This is a genomic window from Streptomyces sp. NBC_00820, assembly GCF_036347055.1.
Taxonomy (GTDB): domain Bacteria; phylum Actinomycetota; class Actinomycetes; order Streptomycetales; family Streptomycetaceae; genus Streptomyces.
Genome location: NZ_CP108882.1, coordinates 5,547,599 through 5,561,467 on the forward strand (window position 1 = coordinate 5,547,599; position 13,869 = coordinate 5,561,467).

The 13,869-nt window shown below is 70.1% G+C and carries 12 protein-coding genes and 1 pseudogene; 7 read left to right on the plus strand and 6 right to left on the minus strand.

The window, feature by feature from the left end; genetic code table 11:
- From OIB37_RS25215 to OIB37_RS25230, 4 genes are all read right to left on the minus strand, one after another.
- Nucleotides 1-903, minus strand: coding sequence for a carbohydrate ABC transporter permease (locus OIB37_RS25215; protein ID WP_330459881.1), 903 nt, complete (start codon nucleotides 901-903; stop codon nucleotides 1-3).
- A complete protein-coding gene (locus tag OIB37_RS25220) occupies nucleotides 900-2,273 on the minus strand; it encodes an extracellular solute-binding protein (protein WP_330459882.1) in 1,374 nt (457 codons plus the stop codon). The genes OIB37_RS25215 and OIB37_RS25220 overlap by 4 nt, the downstream gene beginning before the upstream one ends.
- A gap of 205 nt (nucleotides 2,274-2,478) precedes the next feature.
- Nucleotides 2,479-3,168, minus strand: a complete 690-nt coding sequence (locus tag OIB37_RS25225) for a response regulator (RefSeq protein WP_330459883.1) — start codon at nucleotides 3,166-3,168, stop codon at nucleotides 2,479-2,481.
- Entirely contained in the window at nucleotides 3,165-4,802 is a 1,638-nt protein-coding gene (locus OIB37_RS25230; protein WP_330459884.1) for a sensor histidine kinase, read from the minus strand. Before OIB37_RS25230 ends, OIB37_RS25225 begins: the two co-directional genes overlap by 4 nt.
- Nucleotides 4,803-4,924: 122 nt before the next feature.
- Between OIB37_RS25230 and OIB37_RS25235 the strand changes: the two genes are divergently transcribed.
- Nucleotides 4,925-6,316, plus strand: a complete 1,392-nt coding sequence (locus OIB37_RS25235; RefSeq protein ID WP_330461968.1) for a cation:dicarboxylate symporter family transporter — start codon at nucleotides 4,925-4,927, stop codon at nucleotides 6,314-6,316.
- Between the two features lie 194 nt (nucleotides 6,317-6,510).
- Here the strand turns inward: OIB37_RS25235 and OIB37_RS25240 are convergent, their stop codons facing one another.
- Nucleotides 6,511-7,134, minus strand: coding sequence for a TetR/AcrR family transcriptional regulator (locus OIB37_RS25240; protein ID WP_330459885.1), 624 nt, complete (start codon nucleotides 7,132-7,134; stop codon nucleotides 6,511-6,513).
- Nucleotides 7,135-7,262: 128 nt separating this feature from the next.
- On the opposite strand from OIB37_RS25240, the gene OIB37_RS25245 reads away from it, so the two are divergent.
- From OIB37_RS25245 to OIB37_RS25255, 3 genes are all read left to right on the plus strand, one after another.
- Nucleotides 7,263-9,071, plus strand: coding sequence for an MFS transporter (locus tag OIB37_RS25245; RefSeq protein WP_330459886.1), 1,809 nt, complete (start codon nucleotides 7,263-7,265; stop codon nucleotides 9,069-9,071).
- 126 nt (nucleotides 9,072-9,197) lie between these two features.
- Nucleotides 9,198-9,965: a DUF2127 domain-containing protein gene (locus OIB37_RS25250; protein ID WP_330459887.1), complete on the plus strand. Its 768-nt coding sequence runs from the start codon at nucleotides 9,198-9,200 to the stop codon at nucleotides 9,963-9,965.
- 221 nt (nucleotides 9,966-10,186) lie between these two features.
- Nucleotides 10,187-11,425 (plus strand): RNA-guided endonuclease InsQ/TnpB family protein, encoded by a 1,239-nt coding sequence (locus OIB37_RS25255; RefSeq protein WP_330459888.1) that lies wholly within the window; start codon nucleotides 10,187-10,189, stop codon nucleotides 11,423-11,425.
- A 157-nt stretch (nucleotides 11,426-11,582) separates the two neighbouring features.
- Here the strand turns inward: OIB37_RS25255 and OIB37_RS25260 are convergent.
- Nucleotides 11,583-12,501 (minus strand): annotated as a pseudogene (locus OIB37_RS25260) (NAD-dependent epimerase/dehydratase family protein).
- Nucleotides 12,502-12,607: 106 nt separating this feature from the next.
- On the opposite strand from OIB37_RS25260, the gene OIB37_RS25265 reads away from it, so the two are divergent.
- From OIB37_RS25265 to OIB37_RS25275, 3 genes are read left to right on the plus strand one after another with little or no spacing between them, the layout of a single operon-like run.
- Nucleotides 12,608-13,063 (plus strand): Lrp/AsnC family transcriptional regulator, encoded by a 456-nt coding sequence (locus tag OIB37_RS25265; RefSeq protein ID WP_330461969.1) that lies wholly within the window; start codon nucleotides 12,608-12,610, stop codon nucleotides 13,061-13,063.
- A gap of 29 nt (nucleotides 13,064-13,092) precedes the next feature.
- The gene (locus OIB37_RS25270; RefSeq protein WP_330459889.1) at nucleotides 13,093-13,518 is read left to right on the plus strand and encodes a MerR family transcriptional regulator; all 426 of its coding nucleotides are present in this window, start codon (nucleotides 13,093-13,095) and stop codon (nucleotides 13,516-13,518) included.
- Entirely contained in the window at nucleotides 13,515-13,859 is a 345-nt protein-coding gene (locus OIB37_RS25275) for a thioredoxin family protein (RefSeq protein ID WP_330459890.1), read from the plus strand. Before OIB37_RS25270 ends, OIB37_RS25275 begins: the two co-directional genes overlap by 4 nt.
- Nucleotides 13,860-13,869: the final 10 nt, after the last annotated feature.

The window sequence follows — 13,869 nt, forward strand, 5'->3', positions numbered from 1 at the left end:
TTACTGCACCTCCGTCTTCAGCAGCCGCAGATAGACGGCGGAGAACAGGGAGCCGACGAGCAGCAGGAGCAGGGCGACGGCGGTGCCGTACCCGATCATGCTGTTCTGGAAGGCCTGTTCGTACATGAACAGCGGCAGCGTCTGGCTCCTGTCGCCCGGCCCGCCCCTGGTCATCACCCAGATCAGCCCGAAGACGGACAGCGTCTGGAGGGTGTTGAGCATGAGGTTGGTGGCGATGGAGCGCCGGATCATCGGCAGCGTGACGTGCCACAGCCGCCGCCACCCGCCGGCGCCGTCCACCTCGGCGGCCTCCGTGATCTCGCCCGGTATCTCGTCCAGGGCGGCGGAGTAGACGAGCATCGAGAAGGCGGTGCCCCGCCAGACGTTGGCGAACGACACGGCCAGGATGGGCAGGGTGAACAGCCAGTTCTGGCGCGGGAGATGGAGCCAGTCCAGGATGGCGTTCAACGTGCCCTCGCGCCGGAAGAAGGCGTAGAGCAGGAACCCGGCCACCACTTCGGGCAGCACCCAGGCGGTGACGACTATGCCGCCGGTGAGCGTACGGACCGGCTTGGAGGCACGCCTCATGAGTCCGGCCAGCGCCAGCCCCAGCGTGTTCTGCCCGATCAGCGAGGACACCACGGTGAACACCAGCGTCAGCCATACGGCGTTGACGAACGCCTCGTCGCGAAAGGCCCGGCGGAAGTTGGCGAGACCGACGAAGGAGGAGTGCGCCTGCCCGGTCAGCTGGAGGTCGGTGAAGGCGATGTAGACGCAGTAGGCGATGGGGCCCGCGAGGAAGAGCAGCAGGAGGACGAGGGCCGGGGTGAGGGGGAGGACACGGGTGAGGGGGCGGGTGAGGGCGCGGGGCAGTGCCCGCGCGCCCTGCTGCCGTGACGTCACCGCCGGGTGACCTGGCCGTCGGTGACGTCCTTCAGTGTGTCGTCGTAGCCGCTCGCCGCCTTGTCGACGGACGCGTCACCGGTCGTCACGCCCTCCATGGCCTCCTGGATCGCGGTCGACACCTTCGGGTACGCCGGATAGGCGGGGCGGTAGTGGGTGCTGGCGACCAGGTCGGTGAAGAACTTGATGCCGGGCTGGGCGGTCGCGTACGAGGGGTCGTCCGCGACGTCCTTGCGCACCGAGATGCCGGAGTTGGCGATGTACCACTTCTTGGCGTTCGCCTCGGTCTGCATCTCCTTGATGAAGTCGAAGGCGAGGTCCGGGTTGCCCGCCTTGGCCGGGACGGCCCACGTCCAGCCGCCGGACATGCTCACCTTGCCCGGGGCCTGGCCGTGCTGGGTGGGCATGGCGGCGAGCCCGAGCTTCTGGGACCACTCGGGCCACGCGTGTCCGCTGCCCGGTAGCCACGCCTGCGGGAGCCAGGAGCCGTCGAGGTCGATGCCGAGCTTGCCCTGGGGCAGCAGCTCGCCGTTGACCGCGGTGGCGTAGTTGGGGTCCAGGGCGTCGGCGACGTCGGGTCCGAGCTTCTCCTTGTAGACGGTCTCCACGAAGGAGAGGGCGTCCTTGAAGGGCCGGCCGGCCGTGATCCACTTCTTCGCCGTGCTGTCGTAGAGCAGATCGGAGCTGCCGTCGCCCGTGCCGTAGAGCAGCATCTCGAAGCCCTGCATGGTGGACCGCTCACCGGCCGGCTTGCCGGTGTACACGTTGAGCGGAGTGACCCCCGGCACCTTCTCCTTGATGGTCCGGGCGGCCGCCAGCACGTCGTCCCAGCTCTTCGGCTGCCAGTCCGCGGGAAGCCCGGCCTTCCTGAACACCCCCTTGTCGAACCAGAGTCCGCGTGTGTCCGTGCCGTCCGGGACGCCGTACGTCTTCCCGTCCTGCCCCTTCGCCGCGCTCTTCGCGGTGTCGATGAACTGCCGCCAGTCCGGCCACTTGGCCAGATACGGGTCGAGAGGCTTCAGATATCCGCTCGTGATGTCCGAGTTGATGAGGAACGTGTCCTCGTAGACCAGGTCCGGGGCCGTCCGCGGGGAGCGGAGCATCTGCTGGAGCTTGGTGTAGTACTCCGAGTCCGGGGCCTTGATCGGTACCAGCTCGACCTTCTTGCCGGGGTACCGCTTCTCGAACTGCTTCTTGACGTCGCCGAGATAGGTGTCCATCACCTTGAGGGAGTTGTCCGTCGACTGCTTGTAGGAGACCTTGATCGTGTCCGGACTGCTGCCGGACCCCGATCCGCACGCGGTGAGCGCGGTGGCGGCGAGAGCTGCGGAGAGGAGGGCGGTGAGGGCGGCGGTGGGACGCACGGGCATTACCTCCTGCGGGCGCACATCGGGATGGCGTTGCGTGGAGATGACTGCCGTGCGAACGTAAGAGGAGTGGTCTAGTCAGGTCAATGTGTCTGCCGGGATTGGCAGTTACCGCTTTCCATGCCGACTCGCGCCGACTCGCGCCGACTCGCGCCGACTCGCGCCGACTCGCGCCGACTCGCGCCGACTCGGGCCGCCTTGCGCCGACTCACCGCGCCCGCACCCAGCGGTACTGCAACTCCGGCCGCCCCACCGCCCCGTACTGCGGGCTCCGCGCCGCCCGCCCGGCGCCGACCAGGTGTTCCAGATAACGGCGCGCCGTGATGCGCGAGATGCCGACCGCCTCGGCGACACCGCTCGCCGTGAGACCGTCCGCACTGTCCCGCAGGACCCCGGTGACCCGCTCCAGCGTGGGCGCGCTCAACCCCTTCGGCAGCGCCGCCGGCGCGGGGGCCCGGAGCACGGCCAGCGCCCGGTCCACCTCGTCCTGGCCGCTCGCCTCGCCGGCCGCCGCGTGGAACTCGGCGTACCGGACCAGCCGGTCCCGCAGGGTCGCGAAGGTGAACGGCTTCAGCACGTACTGCACGACCCCCAGCGAGACCCCCTCGCGGACCACGGCCAGGTCCCGGGCGGACGTGACCGCGATGACGTCCGCGTGATGGCCGGCGGCCCGCAGCGACCGCGCGAACTGCAGGCCGTGGACGTCCGGCAGGTGCAGGTCCAGCAGGAGCAGGTCCACCTCCGTACGGTCCAGGATCCGCCGTGCCGCCGCCCCCGTGTGCGCCTTGCCGACCGTGACGAACCCCGGCACGCGCCCGACGTACAGCACATGCGCGTCGGCGGCCACCGGGTCGTCCTCGACCACGAGGACCCGGATGGGGCGGGTGCCGTCCGTCATGCGCCACCTCCCGGCACCGGGGCGGGAACGCCCGTCGTACGCAGCGGCAGCCGCGCCTCGAACACCGCCCCGCCCTCCTCGCCCGCGTCCACCGTCAGGGTCCCGCCGAGCCGGGTCACCGCCTGCCGGACCAGGGCCAGGCCCAGGCCCCGCCCGCCGGGCCGGGCCGGCTTCGTGGAGAACCCCGCCTGGAACACCAGGCCGACATGGGCGGGGTCGACCCCCGGACCGGTGTCCGACACGCGCAGCACCAGTTCCGCGGCCGAGGCGCACGCCGTCACCGTCACCCGGGCCCCGACGCTTCCCTGCGCCGCGTCCACCGCGTTGTCGATCAGGTTGCCGAGGACGGTGACCAGGTCACGGGCGGAGAGTCCGGCCGGGAGCAGACCGTCGTCCAGCCGGCTGTCCGGCGACACGATCAGCTCCACGCCCCGCTCGTTCGCCTGGGCCGTCTTCCCCAGCAGCAGCGCGGCCAGTACCGGTTCGCTCACCGCGGCCACCACCTGGTCGGTCAGCGCCTGCGCCAGCTCCAGTTCGGCCGTCGCGAACTCCACCGCCTCCGGTGCCCGGCCCAGTTCGATCAGGGAGACGACCGTGTGCAGCCGGTTGGCGGCCTCGTGCGCCTGGGAACGCAGGGCCTGGGTGAAACCGCGCTCCGAGTCCAGCTCGCCCATCAGGGACCGCAGTTCCGTCACATCGCGAAGCGTGACCACCGTGCCCCGGCGCTCCCCGCCCGAGACCGGTGAGGTGTTGACGACCAGCACCCGCGACGCCGTCAGGTGCACCTCGTCCACGCGCGGCTCGGACGACAGCAGAGCCCCCGTCAGCGGGGCCGGCAGACCGAGGCCGGCCACCGAACGTCCGACCACGTCGTCCTCGCCGCCCACACCGAGCAATTCCCGGCCGCCGTCGTTGATCAGCGCCACCCGGTACTGGCCGTCCAGCATCAGCAGCCCCTCGCGCACCGCGTGCAGAGCCGCCTGGTGGTAGTCGTACACGCGGCTCAGCTCGGTCGCGTTCATGCCGTGGGTGTGCCGGCGCAGCCGGGCGTTGGTGACGTACGTGCCGACCGCGCCCAGCAGCAGGGTGCCGCCGGCGAACAGCAGCAGGGTCGTGACCTGGTCCTGCACCCGTGCGCTGATCGCCTCCACCCTGATGCCCGCGCTGACCAGGCCGATGACCCGGCCGTTCTCCTTCACGGGCGTCACCGCGCGGACGGACGCGCCGAGGGTGCCGGTGTAGGTCTCGGTGAAGGTGTGCCCCTGCCGGGCGGGTGCGATGCGGCCGAGGAAGGGCCTGCCGATCTGCTCGCGGTCGGGGTGGGTCCAGCGGATGCCCCGCGGATCCATGATCGTGACGAAGTCGACGTCGGCGTCCCGGATGACCTGGAGCGCGTACGGTTCCAGCTCGGCCGTGGGGTCGGGGGTGTGGATCGCCGAGCGCACCGAGGGGGCGTCCGCGATCGAGCGGGCCACCGCCGTCACCTGGCGGACCGCGGCGTCCTCGGCCTGCCGCTCGTCGCTGACGTAGGTGAACAGCGCGTACCCGGCCACGACCACCGCTATGAGCACGGCCTGCATGGCGAACAGCTGGCCCGCGAGGCTGCGGGGTCCGGGGAGGGCGGGGAAACGCATGCCTGCAGTGTGCCTCTCCGTGTAAGCGTGAACTAAATGAACGGAAGGGTGACCGCCCTCACACGGCGGGAGATAGTCACGGCATTCCCCCGCATAACCCGGACGTGAGCCGCACGCCGGTGATGCCGACGAAGACGTCAAGGAGGGCAGCCGTGGCCGCCAGCACACCCGATCCGGCACCTGCCGCACCCGCTGTGAAGCGGGACCGGACCCACTACCTGTACATAGCCGTCATCGCGGCGGTCGCGCTCGGCATCGCCGTCGGGCTCATCTGGCCCGACGCCGGAGTCGAACTCAAGCCGCTGGGCACCGGCTTCGTGAACCTGATCAAGATGATGATCTCGCCGATCATCTTCTGCACGATCGTGCTGGGCATCGGGTCCGTGCGCAAGGCCGCGAAGGTCGGCGCCGTCGGCGGTATGGCGCTCGGCTACTTCACGGTGATGTCGATCGTGGCGCTCGCCATCGGCCTCGTCGTCGGCAACGTGCTGCACCCGGGCGAGGGGCTGCACCTGACCGCCGCGCTCAAGCAGACCGGGCACGCCCAGGTGTCCGCCGACGCGCTGCCGCCCGTCGACTTCGTGCTGTCGATCATCCCGGTCACCTTCGTGTCCGCCTTCACCGAGGGGCAGGTGCTCCAGACCCTGCTGATCGCCCTGCTCACCGGCTTCGCGCTGCAGGCGATGGGCCCGGCCGGACAGCCGGTGCTGCGCGGGGTCGAGCACATCCAGCGGCTCGTCTTCCGCATCCTGTCGATGGTCATGTGGGCGGCGCCGGTCGGTGCCTTCGGTGCCATCGCGGCCGTCGTCGGATCGGCCGGCCTGGACGCGCTCAAGAGCCTCGCCGTACTGATGCTCGGGTTCTACGTGACCTGCTTCCTCTTCGTCTTCGTCGTGCTCGGCACGCTGCTGCGGATCGTCTCCGGGGTGAACGTCTTCGCCCTGTTCAAGTACCTCGCCCGCGAGTTCCTGCTGATCCTGTCGACCTCCTCCTCCGAGTCGGCGCTGCCGCGGCTCATCGCGAAGATGGAGCACCTCGGCGTCAGCAAGGCCGTCGTGGGCATCACCGTGCCGACCGGCTACTCGTTCAACCTCGACGGCACGATGATCTACATGACCATGGCGTCGCTGTACATCGCCGACGCCCTGGGCACCCCGATGTCCGTGGGCGAGCAGATCCCGCTGCTGCTGTTCCTGCTCCTCGCCTCCAAGGGCGCGGCGGGCGTCAGCGGCGCGGGCCTGGCGACGCTGGCGGGCGGCCTGCAGTCGCACAAGCCCGCGCTGGTCGACGGCGTCGGCCTGATCGTCGGCATCGACCGCTTCATGAGCGAGGCGCGCGCCCTGACGAACTTCGCGGGCAACTCCGTCGCCACGGTGCTGATCGGCACGTGGACCAAGGAGATCGACCCCGAGCGCGTGAAGCGGGTGCTCGGCGGGGAATTGCCGTTCGACGAGACGACGTTGCCGGACGAGGAGGGCTCGGAGCCCGAGCCCAAGGAACTCGCCACGGCGTAGCACCCCCACGACTCCGTACGTCCGGACCCGCCTGAACCGGGGCCGGGCGTACGGCTGTTTCCACGTACGGCCGTTTCCGCGTCCTCCGAGTCCTCCGCGTCCTCCGAGTCCGCCGCGTCTCCTGGGCCGTCTACGGCCGTCTACGGCCGCCGCGGCCCTTACGCCCTCTGCGGCCCCTGCGCCCTCCGCGTCCGCTACGGTCGCGCGCTCACCGTCGCCACCAGGTCGCCGGCCGCCCGGACCGGCATGCCCGAGGCGGCCAGGAGGGTGACCGTGGCCGCGCGGCCCGCCTCCTGCGCGGGGATCAGGCCGTCGTTGACCGCCTCCATCACACCGAACAGCATCTGCTCCTGCGCGTACGCGAGGGCCGGCGCGGGCAACGGGGAGCTGAACACGCCCTCGTCCAGGCAGCGCTGAAGCAGCCTGACCTTGTCCGCGCGCAAGGGGGCGAGGCGTTCGCGGATGCCCTGCACGGTGACCGTGCGCTGGGCGAGGGCGACCAGCAGGCGGTAGCGGTCGGCGGCCGCCCACATCGCGAGCACCGACCGGACCAGGGCCTCTGCCGGGTCCGCGACCCCCTCGCGGGCGACCTTGTCCGCCTTCGTCAGCGCCTCCACCGCCTCGTCGGTGAGCGTGCTGATGAGCGCCTCCCGGCTGGGGAAGTGCCCGTACACCGTGCGGCGTACGACACCGGCGGCGCGCGCGATCTGGTCCATGGACGCGTCGGGGTCGCGCAGCAGCTCGGCGAGTGCGACGTCGAGGATGCGGCGCCTGTTGGCGTCGGCGCGGCTGGTGTTACCCGTGGTCATGTCAGCCATTCTGCACGCCCTCGCCCCACCCGTTCATTTGCACAGCGTTGTGCAGCGACGTATATTGCACATCGTTGCGCAATTGCACGCCACTGTGCAAATCGAGCGTCGCGTATCCGAGAAGGGCAACCCCTGCCATGCGACTCGTCATGTCCGAACCGGTAGAGCGGACGGACCGCCCCTACGCCCGGCGCTGGTGGGCACTCCTCGTGCTCTGCCTGAGCCTGCTGATCATCGTGATGGCGAACACCGCCCTCACGGTTGCCGCGCCCGACATGACCCGGGACCTCGGCCTGTCCAGCGCCGACCTCCAGTGGGTGATCGACGGCTACACCGTGCCGTACGCGGCGCTGATGCTGCTGCTCGGCGCGATCGGCGACAAGTACACCCGGCGCGGAGCACTCGTCCTCGGTCTCGTGGTCTTCGGCGGGGGCGCCGTCTTCGGCAGCCTCGCGGACAGCTCCACGACCGTCATCGCCGCCCGCGCGGTGATGGGCGTCGGCGCGGCGCTCATCATGCCCGCCACTCTCTCCCTGCTCGCCGCGACCTTCCCGCGCGCCGAGCGAGCCAAGGCCATCACCCTGTGGACCGCCACCGCCGGGCTCGCCATCGCCGCGGGCCCCGTCGTCGCGGGCGCGCTGCTGCGCGGCCACGACTGGTCCTCCACCTTCCTGATCAACGTGCCCATCGCCGCCGTGGCGATCGTCGGCACCCTCGTGCTCGTACCGCCGTCCAAGGCCGGCCACCAAAACCGGATCGACTACGTCGGCGGCGCGCTGTCGGTGATCTGGACCGGCTCGCTGGTCTACATGATCATCGAGGGTCCGCACTTCGGCTGGGGCGCGAAGGCCGTCACCGCGGCCGTCGTCGCGGGGCTGGGGCTGATCGCCTTCGTCCTGTGGGAGCTGCGCCACCCCCACCCGATCCTGGACGTGCGCCGCTTCGCCGACCGCCGCTTCGCGGGCTCCAACCTCGCCGTCGCCCTGTTCTTCCTCGCCGTCTTCGGCGCCTTCTACTACCTCACCCAGCACCTGCAGTTCGTCCTCGGCTACGACGCCCTGGAGACCGGCGTGCGCATGCTGCCGCTGGCCGGCGCCGTCTTCGTGGGCTCCGCCCTCACCGGCTGGCTCACCCCGCGCGTCGGCATGAAGTGGACGGTCACCGCGGGCATGGTCGGCGGCACCACCGCCCTCGCCCTGCTGACCCGGGTGGACGCGGCCTCGACGTACGCCGACTTCGTCGCGCCCCTCGTCGTCCTCGGCCTCGCCATCGGCCTCGCCCTCTCGCCCTGCACCGACGCGATCATGGGCTCCTTCCCGGAGTCCCAGCTCGGCGTCGGCGGCGCGGTCAACGACACCTCGCTGGAGCTGGGCGGCTCGCTCGGCATCGCGATCCTCGGCTCGCTGCTGTCGACGTCGTACGGCGACCACCTCACCGACGCCACCGCCGGCAGCAAGCTCCCGGCGAACGCCCTGGACACCGCGAAGGACTCGGTCGGCGCCGGGTACGCCGTCGCGCAGGGCATCGGCGACAAGGCGCACCAGCTGGCCGCCCAGGCCGCCCGGGCGAGCGACCCCCAGCAGGCCGCCCAGCTCAAGCAGCAGGCCGCCCAGCTCGGCGCCGGTGCCCGGCAGATGGCGGACGCGGTCGGCGCCTCCTTCTCCGACGCCGTCGCCCACACCAGCCTGATCGGCGCGGTGATCCTGGGCGCCGGAACCGTCCTGGTGGCCGTCCTGTTGCCACGCCGAGAGCCTGTTGAGACCGTCGAGGGCATCGAGCCCGCCGAGGAGGTGGCGGAGGTCGCCGGGGACGCCAAGGAGGTCAAGGCAGCCGACGCCGAGGGCTCCGAGGACGCCAGGGCGGCCGAGGGCACCGAGCCCGCCGAGCCCGCCGAGAAGGTCGCGGAGGCCGAGCCGAAGGAGCCGGCGGACAGCGCCGCCGGCTGACCCCTCGCACTCCCGCCTGCCGACCCGTCTTACCCCCGCCCCACCCGCATCCACTAGCGTGCCGAGCCGGAACACCGGAGCGGCACGTCGGTGCGTGCTCCAGAAAACGGTACGGAGGTACGGGGGATGAAGATCGACTGGGACAGGCGCACGTGCGCGCGCAAGGGGCATGTGACCTACGCGCCCGACGATCCCCGGCTGCGGGTGCGGCTGCACGCCGCGACCGGGCTCGGGGAGGCGTGGCGCTGCCTGCGCTGCGGGGACTTCGCGCTCGGCGAGCCCCACGGCTCGGGACCGGCCTCCGAGGCGCCGCTCGTCCCGCGAGGCAAGGTGCTGCGGGACCTGTTCATCCTGCGTTTCCTGGCCATCGAGCGGGCCGTGCGCGGGGTTTTCATCGTGCTGGTCGCGATCGCTGTGTGGAAATTTAGCAACAGCCAGGACGCGGTACGCCGGCTCTTCAACGAGTACCTGAACATCTTCCGTCCGGTGTTCGTGCACTTCCACTACGACCTCGACCACTCACCGGTCGTCGGCTCCATCCAGAAGGTCTTCGGCTACAAGCACTCCACCCTCCTGATCGTGGCCGGCCTGCTGCTGGCCTACGCCCTGATCGAACTCGTCGAGGCGGGCGGTCTCTGGTACGCCAAGCGCTGGGCGGAGTACCTGACCGTCGTCGCCACCGCCGCGTTCCTCCCCCTGGAGGTCTACGAGCTCACCGAGCACGTCAGCTGGTTCAAGATCGCCACCCTCGTCCTCAACATCCTCGCGGTCCTCTACATCGCCGTCGCCAAACGCCTCTTCGGCCTGCGGGGCGGGCGCAGGGCCTTCGACGAGGAGCGGCGGAGCGCGTCGCTGCTGGAGGTGGAGGAGTCGGCGGGGGTGGCCGCGGGTTGACGTACCCCAGGTCTCGGCCCACTCAACTCCGCCCACCCTGAATCCGACTATGTCACCGGGTCCAGCCGGCCCTCCACAAGGTCCGGGTAGCTGCGGTGCAGAGCCCCGAGTGCCTGAGGTGAGAAGTGCGGCCGTCAGCGTGGCGTTCGGCAGGAAGAGGGGTGGGTGGAGTTTTTCGTGTTCGAATGCGGTGCGCGTGGTGGCTGGGTAGCGTCGCGGTTGTGAAGCTGGTGGTACAGGTGAAGCTGCTGCCGACGCCAGATCAGGCGGCGGCACTCAAGGAGACCTTGCATGCCTGCAATGAGGCGGCGACCTGGGCCAGCAAGGTAGCGTTCGAAAAGAATGTGAAGAAGAACTTCGCGCTGCGCGATCACACCTACAGCGAGATCAAGGCGCGGTGGGGCCTGGGCGCGCAGGCTGCACAGCATGTGATCAAGAAAGCGTGCGACGCGTACGCCACCCTTACGGCGAAGCTGAAGGCCGGAAACCTCGGCAGGCCCGATTCGAAGCGTTACTGCCGGGCTGCCGAGAAGCCGATCGCCTTCCGCCCGGAAGGAGCGCAGCCCTACGACGACCGGATGCTGTCCTGGCAGATCGATCAGCGGCACATCTCAATCTGGACGACTGCCGGGCGACTGAAGGGGGTGACCTTCGCCGTCGGCCCGGAGCAGGTGGCCACCCTGGCTCGTTATCGTAGGGGCGAGTCCGACCTCATGCGTCGGGACGGCATGTGGTTCCTGAATGCCACCTGTGAGGTGCCCGAAGCCGAACTGAACACCGATCCGGTGGACTTCCTCGGCATCGACCTGGGTATCGTCAACATCGCCACCAGCTCGGACGGCGAAATCATGGCCGGACGCGAGCTGAACCGCGTCCGGGCGCGGGAGCGCAAGCTCCGCGCCAAGTTGCAGAAGAAGAACACCCCGTCTGCCAAACGCCGCCTGAAGAGGCGGCGGCGCAAGGAATCGCGGCGGGCGAAGGACATCAACCACAAGATCGCGAAACACGTGGTGGCCGAGGCTGAACGCACCGGTCGCGGGATCGCCTTGGAAGACCTCACAGGCATCCGCGAGCGGGTACGGCTTCGCAAGCCCCAACGGGCCACCCACTCCAGTTGGAGCTTCGCTCAGCTGGGGGCGTTCATCGCGTACAAGGCCCGCAAAGTGGGGGTGCCGGTGGTGTACGTCGATCCGGCGTACACCACCCGCACTTGCGCCGAATGCGGCTACATCGACAGGGCGAACCGGGTGAATCAGGCCTTGTTCGCATGCCGGTCCTGCGGATTCGTTGATCACGCGGACCGGAACGGCTCCCGCAACATCCGCGCTCGCGCGTGTGAGTTGCGGCGACGCGGGGCCCAGTCAACGGCCCCTGCCCCACCACCGCGACAGCGGGGTGGGGCTGGACGCAAACGCGGCATCATCGCCAGTGATGTCTGTTGTGCAAGCCCGTCGTTGTAGCGACGGGTAGTTGACCAACAGCCAGGACGTGGTACGGCGGCTCTTCAATGAGTATCGGGACGCGTTTGGCCGGCCAGCGACATGGAACGCACCTCGCGGCTGATCTTGTTGGCGAAGCCGCGCTGACTCGGGGCCGTCCAGCCTGCGGCAGTACAGGTCAGTGTTCCCTTCCGAGCGTCTCGGTGACCGTCCCCGGCAGCCACTCTCGTACGTCCCCGAAGGCAAAACCGAGCTTCGTGGCACGGGCGTTGTCCATGCCGTAGCGGCGACGGAAGGCGAAGGGGGAGGTTTCGCCGGACTCGGTCACTTCGAACACCGGCTTGCTCTCGGGTAGTTGTGCCACTACCGCGGTACACAGCTCATCCAGTGTGAGCAGGCCGTGGGAGGCGGCGTTCACGGGGCCGGTGAAGTCCTCGCCGGCCGCCCAGAACAGGAAGTCCGCGATCTCCTCGACATGGATGTAGGTCGCCGGCCGCGGGGTCGGCGGTACGGCCAGGGGAGTTCCGGTGCGGATGCACTCGGCGTAGCGGGCGAGACGGCCAGTGAAGTCGTCACTCCCACCCAGGACATGGGCCACTCGCACGGACACGAAGGAAAAACGGGGGGTCGGCCGAGAACACCGCCTCCGCCTGCCGCTTGCCCTCACCGTAGTGCGCCTCCAGGAACTCGGGCTCATGCCAGGGGAGTTCCAGGTCCACGGTGACTCCGGTCGGGTCCACCGCGCTCTCCCGGACCAGCGCCTCGGAGTCCTCGCGCTCGTACACCTCCACCGTCGAGGTCATCACATAGCGGCCCGTGCGCCCGGTGAAGACGCGGCGGGCGGTGGCCGCCTGGCGCGGGGTGTAACAGACCTGGTCGAGGACGACGTCGAAGGTGCGGGAGCCGATGGCCGCGACCAGGGCCTGCTCGTCGTCGCGGTCGGCCGGCAGATGGACGACCCCCGGCGGTGGTGCGGACGATCCCCGGTTCAGGACCGTGACCCGGTCGCCGGCCGCCAGGAGACGGTCGATGAGCCGCTTGCCGAAATAGCGGTTGCCGCCGATGACCAGTACCTCTCGCTGCTTCCCCATGCCCATAATTCTCCGGGCGCCACAGGGGCCTTATGAAGGGGGAGGCGTGGGAGATGCGGCCACCGCACCGAAAGAACCACGGCATCCGAGAGCCGTCGCCGCCGAAACGCTCGTGGCCTGCGACGCGGTGGACCGGCGGATCCTCGAACTGCTCCAGACCGACGGACGGATCAAGCTCAGCGAGCTGGGCCGCCGGGTCAGTCTGAGTCCGGCCGCCGTGGCCGAGCGGGTGCGCCGGCTGGAGGCGGGGGGAGCGGTCGAGGGATACGGTGCCCACGTCGTGCCCGCCCGGCTCGGCTACGGCATCCAGGCCTTCGTCCGGGTCGACCCGCACGGCGGCTACACCCTCAGGCACCCGAGGACCCGGGAGCTGATCGACCGCCCGGAGGTCACCGAGGTGCACCACGTGGTCGGCGAGGACTGCTGGATCCTCAAAGTCGCCGTCACCGACACCGCGCACCTGGAGGAGATCCTGGAGCAGACCTCGGCGCTGGGGCGTACGACGACCTCGATCGTGCTGTCCTCACCGGTGCGCCGCAAGCCTCCGCTGCCGCCCGTCTTGCCTTGACGCCGACGTCAACCTCTACGGTCACGGACATGCGAATCGGCGAGCTGGCCGCACGGGCCGGAACCACCACCCGCACCCTGCGCTACTACGAGGCGCGGGGGCTGCTGCCCGCCCGGCGCGACGACCAGGGCTACCGCACGTACGACGAGGGGGACGTCAGGCTGCTGCGGCAGATCCGGACGCTGCAGGACTTCGGGTTCGACCTGGAGGAGACGCGGCCGTTCGTGGACTGCCTGCGGTCCGGGCATCCGCAGGGCGACTCCTGCCCGGCCTCGCTCGCCGTGTACCGGCGCAAGCTGGACGAGCTGGACGCGCTCGTCGGGCAGCTGACGGCGGTGCGGGAGACGGTCGCGGGGCAGTTGCGGCGGGCCGAGGAGGCCCGGGACGGGCTGGCCGCCGACGCGCTGGTTCCGGGGGGTCCGGAGCCTGTGTGCGAGCTGGGAGGGCCGGCGTGAGCTTGGTGAGCGGACTGGACGAAGTGACGGACGCGGACTTCGAGGCGGAGGTGCTCGGTGCGGGACTGCCGGTGCTGGTGCAGTTCACCGCCGATTGGTGCGGGCCCTGCCGGCAGCTGGCGCCGGTGCTGAAGGACATCGCCTTCGAGGAGGGCGACCGGCTGAAGGTCGTCCAGCTGGACGTGGACCGCAACCCGGGAACGACGGTGGCCTACGGCGTGCTGTCGACGCCGACCCTCATGGTCTTCCGGGACGGTGAGCCGGTGCGCTCGATGGTGGGGGCACGCCCCAAGCGGCGGCTGCTGGAGGAGCTGGCCGACGTACTGCACGAGGCGCCGTAGCAGCGCGACC